Annotated in this window: 16 protein-coding genes; 5 read left to right on the top strand and 11 right to left on the bottom strand. The window is 63.5% G+C overall.

From position 1 onward, the window contains the following. Nucleotides 1-50: 50 nt before the first annotated feature. Together I6F33_RS16835 and eno are read right to left on the bottom strand one after the other, a co-directional pair. A complete protein-coding gene (locus I6F33_RS16835; RefSeq protein WP_225140006.1) occupies nucleotides 51-1184 on the bottom strand; it encodes a zinc-binding dehydrogenase in 1134 nt (377 codons plus the stop codon). A 46-nt stretch (nucleotides 1185-1230) separates the two neighbouring features. Next, nucleotides 1231-2514 (bottom strand): phosphopyruvate hydratase, encoded by a 1284-nt coding sequence (gene eno, locus I6F33_RS16830; protein WP_036009930.1) that lies wholly within the window; start codon nucleotides 2512-2514, stop codon nucleotides 1231-1233. A gap of 174 nt (nucleotides 2515-2688) precedes the next feature. Between eno and I6F33_RS16825 the strand changes: the two genes are divergently transcribed. Beyond that, nucleotides 2689-3666 (top strand): lyase, encoded by a 978-nt coding sequence (locus I6F33_RS16825; RefSeq protein WP_225143389.1) that lies wholly within the window; start codon nucleotides 2689-2691, stop codon nucleotides 3664-3666. Nucleotides 3667-3778: 112 nt separating this feature from the next. After that, nucleotides 3779-4255: a preQ(1) synthase gene (queF, locus tag I6F33_RS16820; protein WP_225143388.1), complete on the top strand. Its 477-nt coding sequence runs from the start codon at nucleotides 3779-3781 to the stop codon at nucleotides 4253-4255. 78 nt (nucleotides 4256-4333) lie between these two features. On the opposite strand, the gene I6F33_RS16815 is transcribed toward queF, so the two are convergent. Together I6F33_RS16815 and I6F33_RS16810 are read right to left on the bottom strand one after the other, a co-directional pair. Then, nucleotides 4334-5527, bottom strand: coding sequence for a serine hydrolase (locus I6F33_RS16815; RefSeq protein WP_225143387.1), 1194 nt, complete (start codon nucleotides 5525-5527; stop codon nucleotides 4334-4336). 55 nt (nucleotides 5528-5582) lie between these two features. Next, nucleotides 5583-7223, bottom strand: a complete 1641-nt coding sequence (locus I6F33_RS16810) for an NAD(P)/FAD-dependent oxidoreductase (protein ID WP_225143386.1) — start codon at nucleotides 7221-7223, stop codon at nucleotides 5583-5585. Between the two features lie 312 nt (nucleotides 7224-7535). On the opposite strand from I6F33_RS16810, the gene I6F33_RS16805 reads away from it, so the two are divergent. Beyond that, the gene (locus I6F33_RS16805; RefSeq protein WP_036009887.1) at nucleotides 7536-8423 is read left to right on the top strand and encodes a helix-turn-helix domain-containing protein; all 888 of its coding nucleotides are present in this window, start codon (nucleotides 7536-7538) and stop codon (nucleotides 8421-8423) included. Nucleotides 8424-8622: 199 nt separating this feature from the next. Here the strand turns inward: I6F33_RS16805 and I6F33_RS16800 are convergent, their stop codons facing one another. Beyond that, a complete protein-coding gene (locus I6F33_RS16800) occupies nucleotides 8623-8913 on the bottom strand; it encodes a cyclic nucleotide-binding domain-containing protein (protein ID WP_225143385.1) in 291 nt (96 codons plus the stop codon). A 15-nt stretch (nucleotides 8914-8928) separates the two neighbouring features. Further along, complete coding sequence (locus I6F33_RS16795) at nucleotides 8929-10017, bottom strand: cyclase family protein (protein WP_036025182.1); 1089 nt, start codon at nucleotides 10015-10017, stop codon at nucleotides 8929-8931. A 116-nt stretch (nucleotides 10018-10133) separates the two neighbouring features. Here I6F33_RS16795 and I6F33_RS16790 point away from each other — a divergent pair, with 116 nt between their 5' ends. After that, nucleotides 10134-11207 carry a GTP-binding protein gene (locus tag I6F33_RS16790; protein ID WP_225143384.1) on the top strand — a complete coding sequence of 358 codons (1074 nt, stop codon included), beginning with the start codon at nucleotides 10134-10136 and terminating at the stop codon, nucleotides 11205-11207. Between the two features lie 57 nt (nucleotides 11208-11264). Here I6F33_RS16790 and I6F33_RS16785 read toward each other — a convergent pair whose 3' ends face one another. The 3 genes from I6F33_RS16785 to I6F33_RS16775 form a co-directional block, all read right to left on the bottom strand. Next, a complete protein-coding gene (locus I6F33_RS16785; RefSeq protein WP_225143383.1) occupies nucleotides 11265-12473 on the bottom strand; it encodes an MFS transporter in 1209 nt (402 codons plus the stop codon). Continuing rightward, entirely contained in the window at nucleotides 12473-13321 is an 849-nt protein-coding gene (kdsA, locus tag I6F33_RS16780; RefSeq protein WP_225143382.1) for a 3-deoxy-8-phosphooctulonate synthase, read from the bottom strand. Before kdsA ends, I6F33_RS16785 begins: the two co-directional genes overlap by 1 nt. 113 nt (nucleotides 13322-13434) lie before the next feature. Continuing rightward, a complete protein-coding gene (locus I6F33_RS16775) occupies nucleotides 13435-13761 on the bottom strand; it encodes an NIPSNAP family protein (RefSeq protein WP_057030503.1) in 327 nt (108 codons plus the stop codon). Between the two features lie 215 nt (nucleotides 13762-13976). Between I6F33_RS16775 and I6F33_RS16770 the strand changes: the two genes are divergently transcribed. Then, entirely contained in the window at nucleotides 13977-15635 is a 1659-nt protein-coding gene (locus tag I6F33_RS16770) for a hypothetical protein (protein ID WP_225143373.1), read from the top strand. Between the two features lie 42 nt (nucleotides 15636-15677). Here I6F33_RS16770 and I6F33_RS16765 read toward each other — a convergent pair whose 3' ends face one another. Together I6F33_RS16765 and secG are read right to left on the bottom strand one after the other, a co-directional pair. After that, nucleotides 15678-17309, bottom strand: a complete 1632-nt coding sequence (locus I6F33_RS16765) for a CTP synthase (RefSeq protein ID WP_036025189.1) — start codon at nucleotides 17307-17309, stop codon at nucleotides 15678-15680. A gap of 166 nt (nucleotides 17310-17475) precedes the next feature. Then, nucleotides 17476-17859 carry a preprotein translocase subunit SecG gene (gene secG, locus I6F33_RS16760; protein ID WP_036009912.1) on the bottom strand — a complete coding sequence of 128 codons (384 nt, stop codon included), beginning with the start codon at nucleotides 17857-17859 and terminating at the stop codon, nucleotides 17476-17478. Nucleotides 17860-17914 lie beyond the last annotated feature (55 nt).

Here is a 17914-nt window from a genome sequence, read left to right as displayed (position 1 = left end):
TCAGGCCGCCAAGCGGCGGCCTGATGTCCGTCGGTAACGGTCCGAAGCGATCACTTGTTCGGGTTGATCAGGAATTTTTCGCCGGTGGCGCGCTTGGCGTAGACCGCGATGTTGGCGGGATCGAGCGCCTCGGCGAGCGACACCACCTTGGTGTAATGGCTGGCGAAGGTGGTCTTGAGCTCGGACGCCACGCGCTGGCGCAGGCGGCCGATCTCGGCCGGACCAATGTTCTGAAGGAATGGCGTGAGCAGCCAGCCGCCGACGCCCCAGCTGAGCCCGAACGAGCGGTTCAGCTCCGTCGGCCGCGTGTCGAGGCTGCCATAGATGTAGACCTGCTTGTACACGTTGGAGCCGTAGCGGCTGTATTCCTTCGCGGTCTTGTTGGCTGCGATCTCCATCGCGGTCAGGATCTGGCTCGCCAGCTTGCCGCCGCCGATGGCGTCGAAGGCGATGGTGGCGCCGGTCTCGACCAGCGCGTTGGTCAGATCGTCCATGAAGCTGGGCGCGCTGGAATCCACGACGTACTTTGCGCCGATCTTGTGCAGGATGTCGGCCTGCTCCTTGTTCCTGACGATGTTGACGAGGCCGATGCCGTCCTTGATGCAGATCTTGTTGAGCATCTGACCGAGATTGGAGGCGGCGGCCGTGTGCACGAGCGCCTTGTGGTTCTCCCGCCGCATCGTCTCGGTCATGCCGAGTGCGGTCAGCGGATTGACGAACCAGGAGGCGCCGTCCGCCGCCGTGGTGCCCGGCGGCAGCTCCATGACGTCGCGGACCTTCAGCACGCGGTACTGCGTGTACATCGCGCCGCCGATCATCGACACCGTCTTGCCCATCAGGGCCTTGGCCGCATCCGACGATCCGGTCCGTATCACCGTGCCGGCGCCCTCGTTGCCGACCGGCAGCGACTGATCGAATCTCGCCGCCATCATCCGCATCGCCGCCTCCGGCATCGTGGCAGTGATGACCGGCATCTCCTTGGTGCCGGAAGCCTTGGCGGCCGACATGTCGGCGGGTCCGATCAGCAGCCCGAGATCGGACGGGTTGATCGGGGTGGCCTCGACGCGAACCACGACCTCATCGTCGGCCGGCTCCGCGATCGGGACCGTCACGAGAGACAATTCCAGCTCGCCGCTCTTCTTGAGCAGCGAACGCAATTCCAGTCCGGTCTTGCCGTCACTCATGTCGATCCTCCCCTGTCCTTCTGTTCGCGCGGATCGAGACGCCGGCTTACGCCAGCGCCTTCAGTGCCGCCCTGCCGCCATAGAGCGCCTGCTTGCCGAGCTGCTGCTCGATGCGCAAGAGCTGGTTGTATTTGGCGGTCCGGTCGGACCTTGCAAGGGAGCCGGTCTTGATCTGACCGCAATTGGTGGCGACCGCGAGGTCGGCGATGGTGGAATCCTCGGTCTCGCCGGAGCGGTGCGACATCACCGAGGTGTAGCCGGCCTTGTGCGCCATCTCGACCGCGGCGAGCGTCTCGGTCAGCGTGCCGATCTGGTTGACCTTGATCAGAATCGAGTTGGCGCGGCCGGTCTTGATGCCTTCGGCAAGGCGCTTGACGTTGGTGACGAAGAGGTCGTCGCCGACCAGCTGGCACTTCTTGCCGATCAGGTCGGTGAGCTCCTTCCAGCCGTCCATGTCGTCTTCCGACATGCCGTCCTCGATGGTCACGATCGGATAGCGCGCGACGAGGTCGGCAAGATACTTCGCCTGCTCGGAGATCGAACGGGTCTTGCCCTCGCCTTCATAGACGTATTTGCCGTCCTTGAAGAACTCGGTCGAGGCGCAGTCGAGGCCGAGCATGATGTCGGTGCCCGCCTTGAAGCCGGCCTTGCCGATCGCATTCATGACGAAGTCGAGCGCGGCGTCCGCCGACGGCAGGTTCGGAGCGAAACCGCCCTCGTCGCCGACATTGGTGTTGTGGCCGGCCTTCTTCAATTCGGACTTCAGCGTATGGAAGACTTCCGCGCCGTAGCGCAGGCCCTCGGCAAAGCTCGAGGCGCCGACCGGCAGGATCATGAATTCCTGGAAGTCGATCGGGTTGTCGGCGTGCACGCCGCCGTTGATGATGTTCATCATCGGCACCGGCAGCAGGCGCGCGGAGGTGCCGCCGACATAGCGATAGAGCGGCATGTCGAGCGAATTCGCGGCCGCCTTGGCGCAGGCCAGCGAGACGCCGAGGATGGCGTTGGCGCCCAGCCGGCTCTTGTTCGGCGTGCCGTCGAGGTCGATCATGATCTGGTCGATCTGGGCCTGCTGCTCGACATCGAGGCCGCTCAGAGCCTCGAAGATCTCGCCATTGACGGCGCCGACCGCCTTGGTCACGCCCTTGCCGAGATAGCGCGCCTTGTCGCCGTCGCGCAGTTCCACGGCCTCATGGGCGCCGGTGGAGGCGCCGGACGGAACCGCGGCGCGGCCGAGCGCCCCGTCCTCCAGCACGACATCGACCTCGACGGTGGGATTGCCCCGGCTATCGAGAATTTCGCGGCCGATGATGTCGATGATGGCGGTCATGATGTCCACTTCCGTTCGTTGGGGCTGATCGGTGCCGCGGGTCTTACACGGGCCGCAAGCAAATGTGAACGCTTGGACGCACGGCTCCGACTGACGCGAAAGGCGCCTCAGAATATGCTCGACCGCATCTGGTCCGCGTGCCCAACCTCAATCTCAAACAGTCGGGGTAACGCCATGAATCGCCGCCAATTTCTTGCTTCGAGTGCCGCGCTGCTTGCCACCCGCCCAGGTTTTGCGCAGGAAGGCCCGTTCCGGACGAAATACTACCCGATCAGCCCAGGCATCGGCCTGCACGATCTCACGCCCGCCCCTGACGGCACGATCTGGTTCACCGCGCAGGGCAAGGGCCTGCTCGGCAGCCTCGATCCACGCGATGGCCGTTTCAAGACGGTCAGCCTCGGCCAGGGCGCGGCCCCACACGGCGTGACCATCGGGCCCGATGGCGCGCCCTGGATCACCGAGGGCGGCCAGAACGCGATTGCGCGGGTCGACCCCGCCGATCTCAAGGTGACGCTGTTCCGCCTGCCGGAAAAGTTCGCCTCCGCCAATCTCAACACCGGCGTGTTCGACAGGGAGGGCACCTACTGGTTCACCGGCCAGTCCGGCTATTACGGCCGGCTGTCTCCGAAGACCGGCGAGATGAATGTGTTCAAGGCGCCGAAGGGGGTCGGCCCCTACGGCATCACGGTCACACCCATGGGCGATGTCTGGTACGCCTCCCTCGGCGGCAGCCATATCGCGAAGATCGACCGCGCGGGCGGCAATGCGACCGTGGTCGAGCCGCCGACCCCGAACCAGGGTTCACGGCGCGTCTGGTCGGATTCGAGGGGCCGGATCTGGGTCAGCGAGTGGAACAGCGGCCACGTCTCGGTGCATGATCCCGCGGACGGCTCGTGGAAGACCTGGAAGCTGCCAGGCGAACGTCCCCGCGCCTATGCCGTTTATGTCGACGACAAGGACAAGGTCTGGCTGACCGATTTCTCCGCCAACGCCATCGTGCGCTTCGATCCCGCCACCGAGAAGTTCAACGTCTTCGCCAGCGACAAGGCCAACGCCAATGTCCGCCAGCTCGACGGGCGGCCGGGCGAGCTTTGGGGCTGCGAGTCCGGCAACGACCGCATCGTCATGATCCAGACAATCGCCGCCGGTTGACGACGAGCCCGTTTGCGTCCATCCCGGCATCCTCTGGAGCGCGATCTTATCGCGCTCCTATTGCTTAATTGAGCATGATCTTTCGGAAAACCGGTGCCCACTTTTCCGGATCATGCTCCACAGGATGTTGACGACGATGGCGAAAAAGTCCCTCCAGCTCGGCCGCGCGGTCGAATGGCCGCACACGCCGGAAGAGGCCCAGCTCGACCGCGTGCCCAATCCGCAGAAAGGCACGGACTATCTGGTCCGCTTCACCGTGCCGGAATTCACCTCGCTCTGCCCTGTCACGGGCCAGCCGGATTTCGCGCATCTGATGATCGACTACGCGCCGGGGGCGTGGCTCCTGGAGTCGAAATCGCTCAAGCTCTACATCGCGAGCTTCCGCAATCACGGCGCCTTCCACGAGGACTGCACCGTGATGATCGGCAAGCGTATCGCGTCCGAGATCAAGCCGAAATTCCTGCGCATCGGCGGCTATTGGTATCCGCGCGGCGGCATCCCGATCGACGTGTTCTGGCAGACCGGCCGCGAGCCGAAGGGACTCTGGGTGCCGGAGCAAGGCGTGGCGCCCTATCGCGGGCGGGGCTAGGGCATGCTCGGTCACGTGTGACCATCAAGAGAAAACGGCCTCGGTCGACAGCGACGAGGCCGCTCTCGCAGCACGGTCCTAGCTTGCCAAGCGCTGCCTCAGGCTCTGGTAGAGCGCCGTCTCGAAGTTCATATAGCCGATGAATGATGTCGGATCACCGAAGGGCAGAATCTGGGTGGCCCAGAACCCGCCGACGTTGTTCTGCCGATCGATCCAGTAGAACAGGTTGGCAAGCCCGGCCCAGCCCAGCGCGCCGGCGGGACGTCCTGTCGGGGCTTCCTCGTCGTTGACCATGAAGCTCAACGCCCAGGATTTGGATTGGCCCGGAAAGAATTCCGCGTCGTTGCACAGTGACGGGATGACACCCGTGATCGGCGTTACCTTCCTGTCGCCCAGGTGGTTCCTTTCCGCCATCCGAACGGTTTCGGCTTTCAGCACGCGGCCGTGTTCGCCAACCCCGTCATTCAGCCACATGCGGATGAAACGCATGTAGTCGCCGACCGTGCCGTACAGGCCGTGCCCGCCCATATGGACTTCGGGCTTTGCCGGAAGCTCGAAATCCATCGGCGTCAGCGACCCGTCGGCATTCCGCGCGTGGATGCCGGCCAGTTTCTGGCGCATCGCGTCGGTCAGCTCGAAGGTCATGTTCTTGATCCCGAGCGGTTCGAAGATGCGCGTCTTGAAGACTTCACCGAGTCGCTTGCCCGTGATGGCCTCGACGATCTGGCCGCACCAGTCGAGATTCGTCCCATAGTCCCAGCGCTCGCCGGGATCGAACAGCAGCGGGGTCATCAGGGAGGCCTTGGTCGCGGTGATCACGCTGGGCTGCCCCTTCTCCTGCGCCAGCCGGTTGTAGGTGTGGTTGATGAAATCGTAGCTCAGGCCCGCCGTGTGGGTCATCAGCATGCGCGTGGTGATATCGCGCTTCGGTGCACGCAGGATCGGCTCGCCCGCTGCATCGAAGCCCTCGATCACCTGCAGCTTTCCGATCTCGTTCGCGTAACGCTTCGCGGGCGCATCGAGATCGAGCTTGCCCTCCTCGACGAGTTGCAGAACGGCCGTGCCGGTAATCGCCTTGGTGGTGGAGAAAAGGGCAAAGACGCTGTCGGTCGTCATGTCCGCCGGCCGATCGAGACGGCGTTTGCCGGCTGCGCCTTCATAGATGTTGCGCCGGCGGTCCGTCATCATCGCGACAACGCCGGGCACGCGCGGCGTGGATGTGACGACGCCGTCGAGAACGGCATCTGCCGTCGCGCCAAAATTCATGATCATGATCGTCCTCCCGTGCTGGATGGTTTGATGTGGTCGACGCTCGCGTCGCGAGCGCTCATTGCATCGCGAAGCCCTCGTAACCGTTCACCGCGACCTCGTCGCACTTCTGTCGATACGCGCCGACGCCGCCGCAGTACGACAGGACACGGCGCGGCTTGCCTTCGACGTTCGAGCCCAGGTACCAGGAATTGGTTTTCGCGATCAGCGTCGCGTTTGCGATCTCATCGTGATGGGCCACCCAGCTGTCCTGGGCGTCCTTTGTCGGCTCGACCACCTTCAGATCCTTGCTGCGCATGTACTTGATGCAGTCATCGATCCATTCGACCTGCTGCTGCAGGCACGTGGTCATGTTGCACAGCGCGGCGGACGGAGCGAGCGGAACGGCGGTCGTGAACAGGTTGGGATAGCCGTGAACCTGCAGGCCCATCGTGGTGCGGATGTCCCTGCCCCAGTCCTCCCTCAGCGATCGGCCGTCGCGGCCCCTGATATCGATGCGCGTCAAGGCACCGGTGCCGGCGTCGAAGCCGGTTGCTAGGATAATGACATCCAGCTCATGGACCGTACCGTCAGCGGTCTGAATACCAGTGGGCGTGACGCGATCGATCGGATTGCTCTTGACGCTGACGATCTCGACGTTGGGGCGATGGAAGGCCTCGAGGAAGTTCTGCTCGAGCGGCACACGGTGCGTTCCGAAGCCATAATCGGCAGGAATCAACGCATCGCACAGTTTCGGATCCCCGAGCCGCTCGCGCATCTTCCCGCGCACGAATTCGGAGATCTCGGCATTGACCTCCGGGTCGAAGAACAGCTCGGCGAACGAGGATATCCATAGCTTCAGAGAACCGTCATTCCAGCAGGCCTCGATCACCGCGCGGCGGCGCTCCGGCGTGAGGTCTGCCCAGGCGTGCTCGAAGTCGTATTCAAAGCCGGTGAATGTGCGCGGCAGGCGTTCGGTGAGTGACTTGAATCTCGACTTGTAGTCCTCGACCTCCGCGGCCCCAAATTTCGGATTCTTCATCGGGATGATGTATTGCGGCGTCCGGATGAACACCTTGAGATGGCCGACATCGCCGGCGATCGTCTGGATGACCTGGATGCCGGTCGCACCGTTGCCGATGACTCCGACGCGCTTGCCTGCGAGATCGACAGGCTGCTCCGGCCAGCGCGCCGTATGGAACAACCGTCCCTTGAAAGTCTCCTGCCCCGGAAAGGATACGTAGGGAGCCGACAGCATGCCGCAGCAGGTGACCAGAAACTGGGTGTCGATCACGTCGCCCCGGTCGGTCGTGACCAGCCAGCGCTGCGTGGCCTCGTTGAAGTGCGCGCTCTTGACCGTCGTACTGAACTGGATGTCCTTGCGCAGATCGAGACGGTCGGCGACGTAGTTCATCCAGCGCTCGATTTCGGGCTGGCCCGGAAACTTCTCGCTCCAGCTCCAATCCTTGTAGAGCTCCTCGGAGAAAAGATACTGATAGATGTAGGCCTCGGAGTCGAAGCGCGCGCCGGGATATCGATTCCAATACCACGTGCCGCCTACGCCTGACGCGGCGTCGATCCCCCTGACGCTCAATCCCTGCTCGCGCAGACGATAGAGTTGATAGAGCCCGGCGACGCCGGCTCCGACAACCACGGCATCGAATCTCGCTGGTCCATGCGAACCGTTGCTTCCATTGGATTTGGTCAGGGCTTCCGCCATTTCTTCCTCCTCGGTGATTTTTGAGTGCGCACGACCTTCCCCATCCGTCATACGATCGGATGGTGGTGCAGCGCGTCATTGTTGATCCCATCTGTGCGGGACGGGGGAAGCTATGAGTATTCCGGCGGCTGGAGCTTGAACAAATCGGACAATTCTTTGAACGAAGCCGGACGTCCGTTGCCGGTTCTGCAGTTCGGCAACGCGGCTCGCTTGGCAAATGGCAAAACCGGCTTATGCTCGTCTCCGCCGTTCGGCCAATGAGAAGCAGAAGCGGTCAACCGCGCCTTAGAATCAGGGAAGGAGTCGCGCGCGATGGGCCAATTAATCACGGTTGAGGAGCTCCCCCGCTACGCTCCCGGCCAATTGATGCTGGACAGTTCCGCCGTGGGCAAGGCTGACTTTCGGTTGCGCGTCTTCCGCTATGCGCCGTCCGACATCTGGGTGCCGCCGTCCGAGAATTTCCTGATCGTCGTCTATCGCGAAGGCACCACGTCAATGAACCGCCGTGTGACCGGCGCGTGGAAGCAGGATCACGTCGGACGCGGTGTCACAACCCTGCTGACACGTGCGGAGCCTTCGAACTGGCGCTGGAGCAATGACCTCGAAGTCAGCCATTTCTACATCTCGCCGAGCCTGATGACGAAGACCGCGAGCGAGGCATTCGACCGCGAGTCAGACGGCGTCGAACTCCACGATCTGCTCAGGATCGAAGATCCGGTGCTGACCTGGATCGGTGACCGGATGGTGCAGGAAGTGTCCGAAGGCGGCCCGGGCGGCCGGCTCTGCTACGATGCGCTGGCACTTCAGGCGAGCGTGCACATCTTGCGAAAATACGCCTCGGTGGAATTCAAGCTGCCCTGTCCGCAGGGGCGCTTCAGGCCAGCGCATGCAAGGCTGATCGAGGACTATGTCGAACAGAACATCTCCAGGAACATCACGCTCGAGGAGCTAGCCAACATCTGCAACTGCTCGCCGGTGCAGTTCGCGCGCAAGTTCCAGGTGCACTATGGCATGCGGCCGCATGCCTATGTCCTGAGCCGCAAGGTGGAGCGCGCCCGCCAACATCTGCGCAAGGATCGGCTCGCCCTGAAGGAAATTGCGCTCTTGAGCGGATTTTCCGATCAAAGCCATCTCAATCGGATTTTCCGCAGACACATGAACGTCACGCCGGCTGAGTATCGCAAGAGCTGCGCGAGCTAGCCTCCTCCGCCCAGTGTGACGTGGACGAAGTGAGACAGCCCCCACCCGCGTTCCGCGCAAGGTGCAGCGCGAAACGCTGCGCCCCGCACAGCCGGGACCGAGCGCCACGAATTCCGGACCCCGGATCAGCAACGCACCACGCCGCAAGTGCGGCGCGCTGCGTCGCATCAGGGGAACGAAAAACAATGTCTCGGTATAGTCAGTAGGCGCTCAGCAAATCCACCTTGGCATTCGCCAGCACCAGCCGCCGCGCCAGGATGGCGGCAAGATTGCGCATGATCTTCAACGACGTTTCCGGGTGCAGCCGGCGGTAATCGGCAAAGCTGTCGAGCGGCAGTTCGAGGCAGGTGACGGGCGTGTCGGCGAAGACGTCGGCGCTGCGGCTGTGCTCCAGGATCGCCATCTCGCCGAATTCCATGCCGGGACCATGCGAGGCGAGCCGCACGCCGCTCCGCAGCTCGCGCGGTGGGCGGGGACGTCCCGCCCACACGCTTTTTCATCCGCCTCAGGTGATCGCGATCGGGCAGCCATTGCTGCCGGTCGCGCCTTTGATCGGCGATGGCGTGAAGCAGTAGACGAACTGGTACTTCTTGTCGGCAATCAACTCGTCGAAGATCAGGTTCTCGTGGTTGAGAATGCCGTGCTTGGTCTGCAATTCGGAATGAACCGCGAAAGCGAGCGACTTGTCGGGATTGGGCACCACTTCGACCGCCCAGGTGTCGGCCGCAGTCAGCGCGAGATCCTTCTCGATGATCCACTTCGCGGCATCGAGGCCGATCCCAGGCTCGCCGCTATTGTAGCGATCATTGTTCTTCATCCACAGGGAGCCCCAGCCGGTGTGGAACATGATCGCATCGCCTGGCTTGATGTCGCTCTCCGCGATGCTTTGCTTCGCCAGCGCCGCCTTGATATCGGCCGAGGTGATCTCTTGGCCCGCATCCATCATGCCGCCCTTCAGCGCGACCATATCGATCAGGTGGGCGCGTGTGAACAGCGGCTTGAGCTTCTCGGTGCCAAGCTTCTTCAGGCCGTAGGCGTCGCCGATCTCAGCGGCAGTGAAGCCGTTGTAGAAGCGCATCTCGCTCTTGTCGCCGTCCTTGCCCAACTGGATACCGATATGGCCGAGCCCGTCGAATTGTGTGCCGGTCTGGCCGATTTCGGTGGCGAGAAACTCGTCGTGATAGACGAGCTTGTTGTCGCCGAACGGGCCGCCAGTCGGCCCGCCGGGAATGCGCAACGAAAATGCGCGGGCGCCGAACAACGGCATGCCTTGCTCGTAAACGCGGCCGATCTTGTAGATCTTGCCATCCTTGATCCACTTCACGGCATCGAGAACCTTCGCCGGCGTGATGTGGTTCGACGCGCCAGCCTCGTCGTCCTTGCCCCATTTCGAGGGCCACCAAGGCTTGTCCACGCCCTTTGGCATCGCCGGCGTTTGGGCTTGAGCCGCGGTGATCGGTGCGAGTGAGAACTTGCCGTGCATCGCACCTGCGAATGCCGCCCCGGCCGCACCAGCAAGACCTGCCGTGCGGAGCAAAGTCCGCCGATCGGTCGCCGCACCGCCCTTCTCTTCGTCGCCTTTGGTATCGTCCATCGCTTCCTCCCGGGGTGTGCCCGCTGAGATCGGGCTTAAGATCCTGTTTTCGGAATGCTCGTCCTCCATTAGGCTGTTGTCCAGCGACAAAAATAAGACCAGGGTTGAGGACGCCGATGAGCCTGTTCGAGAGCGACAAATCCGCCGAGCGGACTCCGGTGTCACTGATCACCGGCTTTCTTGGCAGTGGCAAGACCACACTGCTCAACCGCCTGCTACGCCACGACGCGATGAAGGACAGCGCCGTCGTCATCAACGAATATGGCGAGGTCAGCCTCGACCACCTCCTCGTGGAACGCGTGGATGGCGAAGTCGCCGTGCTTGCGAGTGGTTGTATTTGCTGCACTATTCGCAGCGATCTGGAAGAGACCCTGCGCGCGCTGCTGGTGCGCCGCGATCGTGGCGAGGTCCCGCCGTTCCGCAGGATTTTGGTTGAGACGACGGGGTTGGCTGACCCAGCTCCCATCGCTCAGCTGCTGCTGAACAACCCTTTGGTCTCGCATTTCCTGCGGCTCGACACCGTGGTGACCACCGTCGACGCGGTCAATGCAGCGCGGCAGCTCGACCGCCAATACGAGGCGGTGAAGCAGGTCGCGCTCGCTGACCGGCTGCTGATCACCAAGCGCGATTTGGTCAATGATACTGACGCACTGGACTTGCGGCTTCGTCGGCTCAATCCCAGCGCCAGGATCGAGAACGTGGCGCATGGCGAGGTCGATCCGGCTCAACTGTTCGGCGCCGCCCTCATTGACCCCGAAAAGAAGACAGCCGATATCGAGCGCTGGCTCAACGAGCAGGCGTTCGCCGACGTCGCCGAGGCTGCACATGAGAGCGGCCACCATCATGATGACGGTCATGCCCATCACGAGCATCATAGCCACGATGCCTTGATCCTTAACTTCATGATCGCATTCGACGATCCCCTTGACTGGATGGCCGTATCGCGCTGGCTCGCGCATCTGCGCGCCACCCGGGGCGAGGACCTCTTGCGGGTCAAGGGCATCTTGAATCTTCGCGATGAAGCGACGCCGGTCGCGGTTCATGGCGTCCACCACGTCTTCCATCCGCCGGTGGCGCTTGCAAAATGGCCCCATGCTGCCGACCGCCGTTCGCGCATCGTGTTCATCACCCGTGGCATTACGCGTCACGAGGTGCTTGACCTCTGGCAGGAGGCCTACGCGAGCGCCTGAGCGCCACAAGGACTGCTTGCGAAGCTTTTTGCGAGGGCGCTTCGTCCGGACGCGCCCTCAGACGCGCGCATCTGACGGCGCCCGCTGCTTGAGCAGCCGCGCGCAGACGAGGCCGAGCAGCACCATGATCGCGGCGCTCGCCGACAGGGTCGCCATCTTGCCGGCATGCTGGAGCCCGAAGCCGTAGGCGAGCGGGCCCACCGTCTGCCCCATGAAGAAGAAGAACGAATGCAGCGACATTGCCGTGGCGCGCGCCTCGACCGAGAGCTCGCTGGCGAAGACCTGGAGACAGCCATGGGCGATGTAGAAGCCCCAGCCCATCACGACGAGATTCAGCGCCTGCACTTCCCAGCGTGGACCGAAGGCGACGGCGATGAGCTGTGAGGCCACCAGCGTCATCCCTGCGATCATCATGCCCCTCACGCCGAGCCAAGGCAGCAGGCGCGACACCGTCAGCGTGTAGAACAGGCCGCCGACCGCAAAGCCGGCGATGACGATGCCGGCGATCGATAGCGAGGTCTGGCCGAGCTCGAACAGGAACGAAGCGATGTAAGGAAACAGGCCGAGCACGCAGCAGCCTTCGATGAACACCGCCGAATAGCAGACATAGGCATTTGGGTTGGTGAAGATAGTGCGATAGCCGGCCTTCAACGCCGACAGGCTCGTCTTCGGCGGATGCTTGACCTTGGCGCCACGAAAGCCGGCCGCGACCGCGATCGATGCGATGATCACGAGGACACCGAGCACCGCCAGCACGCCGCGCCAGCCGAGGAAATCACCGATCAGGCCTGAGGCCGAGGCGCCGAGCAGATTGCCCGTCATGGCGCCGGCGAGCGTGCGGCTGATCGCAACCTGGCGCTTCTCGGGACCGACGAGGTCGCTGGTCAGGCTGAGCGCCACCGGAAATACGCCGCCGGAGCCGATCCCCGCGAGGATGCGGGTTGCGAATAGAACCGAGAACGACGTCGAGAATGCGCCCAGGATGTTGGCGAGACCGAGCAGCGCGAGGCAGCCGATCATCAGCCGGGTCTTGCCGAACAGGTCGGCGGCGGCCCCGATGATCGGCTGGATGATCGAGAAGGTGAAGGCGAACACCGCGGCAAAGCCCGCGGCGGTCGCGATGCTGACGCCAAAATCCTCGGCGACGTGCGGCAGCACCGGATCGAGCGCGCGGGCCGATAAGGCAGCGGCGAAGCTTGCGCCTGAGATGACGTAAAGCGCCGTCGGCAAGCCGTGATCTTGCGGCCGCGCCTCGCTCTGCTGCATCAGCGCGGATTCTTTGCCAGCGCGTCGAACGCCATCAGCCGGGCGATGAGCCCCTCGAAGTCGCGCAGCGGTACCATGTTGGGACCGTCGGACGGCGCGCGATCGGGATCGGGATGGGTCTCGATGAAGACGCCGGCAACGCCGACCGCGACAGCTGCACGCGCCAGCACCGGGACGAATTCGCGCTCGCCGCCCGAGGACGTCCCCTTCCCGCCCGGCTGCTGCACCGAATGGGTGGCGTCGAAGATCACGGGCGCGCCGGTGGTGCGCGCCAGGATCGGCAGCGCGCGCATGTCGGAGACGAGCGTGTTGTAGCCGAAGGACGCACCGCGCTCGGTGACGAGCACGTTGGGATTGCCAGCGCTCGTGATCTTGGTCACGACGTTGGCCATGTCCCAGGGTGCCAGGAACTGGCCCTTCTTGACGTTGACGACCTTGCCGGTCGCGGCCGCCGCCAGCAGCAGATCGGTCTGCCGGCACAGAAAGGCTGGAATCTGCAGGATGTCCACAGCCTGCGCCACCTCGGCGCATTGCGTGGCTTCGTGCACGTCGGTCAGAACAGGCAAGCCGAGCGAGGATCGGATTTCCGCGAAGATCGGCAGCGACTGCGCAAGACCCAGCCCGCGCGCCGCCGCCGCGCTGGTGCGGTTGGCCTTGTCGAACGAGGTCTTGTAGACGAGGCCGATGTTCAGCCGCTCCGCGATCTCCTTCAGCGCGGAGGCGACCTCCAGCGCATGCTGGCGGCTCTCGAGCTGGCAGGGCCCGGCAATGACCGCGATCGGCAAATCATTGCCGAATTTGACCCTGCCGATGGTGATAACCGGCGCCGCTGAATTCGAAGAGCTCAAGGCACATCCCTCGTTTCGGCGCGACCATAGCCGGCATGAGGGTTGGATCAACCCTCTTCCGCCCGGACGGTCCGAATATCAGGGTTGCGCCAGGGTTCCCTGCCCGCCGCCTGCTACTTCACCGCCGAGAAGGCGGTCGGCGCCAGGATCTGGCTGACGATGTTGGCGACGATCTGGCCGTCGGCTTCGCTCTCGGCGCGCGCCTTCATCCAGTCCGGATCGGTCATGAACGCGCCCCACTTCTTCTCGCGCTCGGCAAGCGAGTCCCAGGCGAGGAAATAGGTCAGCTCCTGGTTGGATTCGCCGATCAGGGTGGTGAAGAACCCGGCCTGCTTGATGCCATGCTTCTCCCAGATCTTCAGCGTGGCGGTCTCGAACCGCTTGAGCAATGCCGGTAGGCGGCCGGGCACGCAACGATAGACGCGCATTTCGTAGATCATTCTTGCTCCCTCCCTGACAGGAGCGGCGGTTATACCCGCTGGCCACAACTCTGTCTTGAGCCTCACCCGGGGCCCCCTCATGGCGTTCCGCGCATAGCTCGATAGCGCGGGGCCGGCGCTCTTGATAATGTGCAGGCTCGGTCAGGGCGCATCAGCCGCCGACGGCCCGAGAGCAATCGGCAAAACGACCGAAGCGATCAAAGGGGGCGAAGGCAATGACCTATTTTGATCTCGGACCCTACAGCCGCAAAATCACCACGACTTCGCCCGATGCGCAGCTCTGGTTTGACCGAGGGCTCAACTGGGTGTTCGGATTCAACCACGGCGAGGCGATCAAATGTTTTCGCAAGGCGCTCGAGTTCGATAGCAGCTGCGCGATGGCGCATTGGGGCATCGGCTACGCCGCGGGTCCCAACTACAACCTGCCCTGGGTCCGCTATGACGCACAAGGCCGTCAATTGGCGCTGGCGGGATCATACGATGCGACGCAGGACGCCCTCGCGCAGGCGGAGAGGGCGAGCCCGGTCGAGCAAGCGCTGATCCGCGCCTTGTCGGCGCGCTATCCGCAGCGTGAAGCGATCGAGGACATGGCGCCGTGGGACAAGGCCTTCACGCGAGAGATGCGAAAGGTCTTCGCCACGTATCCCGAAGATCTCGAGGTCCGAGCCATCTTTGCCGAATCGATCATGAACGAGACGCCGTGGCTGATGTGGGACCTTGAGTCTGGAGAACCCACCAAGGGCGCTGGCACCGAGGAATGCAGGGCCGTGCTCGAACAAGCTTTCGATCGATGGCCGGCTGCGTGGAATCATCCGGGGCTGCTCCATCTCTACGTCCACCTCATGGAGATGTCGCCCTTCCCGCAACGGGCGATGCGGGCTGGGGACCGGCTGCGCGGGATCGCTCCCGATAGCGGCCATCTGATCCACATGCCGACGCATCTCGACGTGCTGTGCGGGCAGTACAACGACGTCCTGCTCTACAATCAGAAGGCGCTGGCGACCGACCGCAGATTCCTCGCTTATTCGGACGATCCGGGTGTCTACCTGGTCTATGTCATCCACAACTTCCACTTCGCCGTCTACGGCGCGATGTTCCTGGGTCAATACGCCCCCGCTATCGCAGCGGCCGAGGAACTCATTGCCACCGTGCCTGAGCCAGTGCTGCGCATTCAATCGCCCCCCATGGCGGACTTCCTGGAAGGCTATTTGACGATGAAGCAGCACGTTCTCGTGCGTTTCGGCAAATGGCACGACATCATTGCCCAACAGCTGCCGGAGGATCGCGAGCTATACTGCTCTGTGACGGCGATGATCCACTACGCCAAGGCGGTGGCTCATTCAGCGCTTGGCCACGTCACTGAGGCCGAAACCGAGAAAGCGTTGTTCGCTCAGGCGAAGACACGCGTGCCGGAGAGCCGGCTCGTGCACAACAACAAGGTCGTCGCCCTGCTCGGCGTGGCCGAAGCCATGTTGAATGGCGAACTGGAATATCGCAAAGCCAATTACGACCTCGCGTTCGCTGAGCTGCGCAGATCGGTCGCACTCAGCGACGCCTTGCCCTATGACGAGCCGTGGGGATGGATGCAGCCACCGCGTCACGCACTCGGCGCGCTGCTGCTGGAGCAGGGACGAATCGAGGAAGCCGAGGCCGTGTACCGTTCCGATCTCGGCCTGAATGGAAAGCTGAGCCGGGCCTGCCAGCATCCCGACAATCTGTGGTCGCTTCACGGCTTGCACGAATGTCTCATGCGGCGTGGCGACAGCGCCGAGAGGCCGCTGATCAAGCAGCGACTTGACCTCGCCCAGTCGCGCGCGGAGGTGCCGATCAAGGCATCTTGCTTCTGCCGCAGGATGGACATCGCGGCCGCGTAGCCGGACGTGCGAGCAAGACTTTGTCAGGGCAGACCGAGCCGGCTACACCAGCCGGCTCTGCTTCGCCGCCGCCTCGATGAACGAAGCGAACAGCGGATGCGGCTCAAAGGGGCGCGACTTCAGCTCGGGGTGGAACTGGACGCCGATGAACCAGGGGTGATCCTCGTACTCGACGATTTCAGGCAGCACGCCGTCGGGCGAGAGGCCTGAGAACTTCAAGCCGTGCTGCTCGAGGCGGTCCTTGTAGGCGGTGTTGACCTCGTAGCGATGGCGGTGACGCTCGGAGATTTCGGTCGCGCCGCCATAGACCTGCGAGACGCGGCTGCCGCGATTGAGCGTTGCAGGATAGGCGCCAAGCCGCATCGTGCCGCCGAGGTCGCCTGCCTGCGAGCGCTTCTCGAGCTCGTTGCCGCGCAGCCATTCCGTCATCAGGCCGACCAGCGGCTCCTTGGTCGGGCCGAATTCGGTGGAGTTGGCGTCCTCGATGCCGACGAGGTTTCGCGCGGCCTCGATCACCGCCATCTGCATGCCGAAGCAGATGCCGAAATACGGCACGTCGCGCTCGCGCGCGAACTGCGCCGCCCTGATCTTGCCCTCTGCGCCGCGCTGGCCGAATCCGCCGGGCACCAGGATGCCGTTGACGTGCTCGAGGAACGGCGCCGGATCCTCCTTCTCGAAGATCTCGCTCTCGATCCAGTCGAGATTGACCTTCACCTTGTTGGCGATGCCGCCATGCGAGAGCGCCTCGATCAGCGACTTATACGCATCCTTCATGCCGGTGTACTTGCCGACGATGGCGATGGTGACGTTGCCCTCGGGATTGCGGATCCGCTCGTTGATCTCCTGCCAGCTGCGCAGCTCCGGCGGAATCCGCGAGCCGATGCCGAAGGCAGCGAGCACTTCGTCGTCCAGGCCCGCATTGTGGTAGGCCTCGGGGACCGCGTAGATGTTGTCGACGTCGCGCGCCTCGATCACGGCGCTTTCGCGCACGTTGCAGAACAGCCCGAGCTTGCGCCGCTCCTCCTTCGGGATCTCGCGGTCGGTGCGGCAGAGCAGGATGTCCGGCTGGATGCCGATCGAGCGCAGCTCCTTCACGGAGTGCTGCGTCGGCTTCGTCTTCAGCTCACCGGCGCTGGGAATATAGGGCAGCAGCGTCAGATGGATGTAGACGGCGTGATCGCGCGGCAGCTCGTTCTTGAGCTGGCGGATCGCCTCGAAGAACGGCAGGCCCTCGATGTCGCCGACGGTGCCGCCGATCTCGACCAGCACGAAGTCGTAATCGTCGTTGCCGTCGAGGACGAATTCCTTGATGGCATTGGTGACGTGCGGAACCACCTGGATGGTCGCGCCGAGATAATCGCCGCGGCGCTCCTTGGAGATGATGTCCTGGTAGATGCGTCCGGTCGTGATGTTGTCGGCCTTGGTCGCGGGACGGCCGGTGAAGCGCTCGTAGTGACCGAGATCGAGATCGGTCTCCGCGCCGTCATCGGTCACGAACACTTCGCCGTGCTGATACGGCGACATCGTTCCGGGATCGAGGTTGAGATAGGGGTCGAGCTTGCGGAGGCGGACCTTGTAGCCTCGGGCCTGCAGCAGGGCACCCAGTGCCGCCGAAGCCAGACCCTTGCCGAGCGAAGAAACCACGCCGCCGGTGATGAATATGTACCGCGCCATGGGACTTAACCTCTAATCCCCTAAATACGATTCGCCAAAGCGATTCGTATTCCGCCCCAAAGATTTTGCGGGCCTGTGGGTGAGCCGAAACGAAGAGTGATGACAGTGCCTTGATGGGGATTGTTGATGCAGGACGGTAGCCACCGCCCTGCATGGCCCCCCTGCTTTATTGCGAGCGCGGCACCTGAGGACCGGTCGGAGCCGGCGCCTGCTGCTGCTCGTCGGCCTTCTTCAGCGAATCCAGGATGCCGCCCGAGGTCGGCGGCGCGATGGGCGACCCGCCGGCCGGCTGGGTCTGCGAGGGCTGGCCGATGATCGACGACGGCTTGCGGTCGTAACCGGCATACCAGGACAGGAACAGGCTGGTGAGGAAGAAGCCGACGGCCAGGATCGCGGTGGTCCGCGTCAGAAGGTTCGCCGTGCCGCGGCTCGACATGAAGCCCGCGCCGCCGCCCATGCCGAGGCCCCCGCCTTCCGACTTCTGGAGCAGGACGGCACCGATCATGACGGCGACGATCATGAGGTGGATGACGATGACAACGGTCTGCATGATATCCTTCCGTCACAAGCGGGCGGCGCCTGACGGCGGCCGATCGCGCTTCGCG

This window comes from Bradyrhizobium sp. BRP20 (genome assembly GCF_020194215.1).
Taxonomy (GTDB): domain Bacteria; phylum Pseudomonadota; class Alphaproteobacteria; order Rhizobiales; family Xanthobacteraceae; genus Bradyrhizobium; species Bradyrhizobium yuanmingense.
This window is presented reverse-complemented; position numbering and strand designations above follow the sequence as displayed.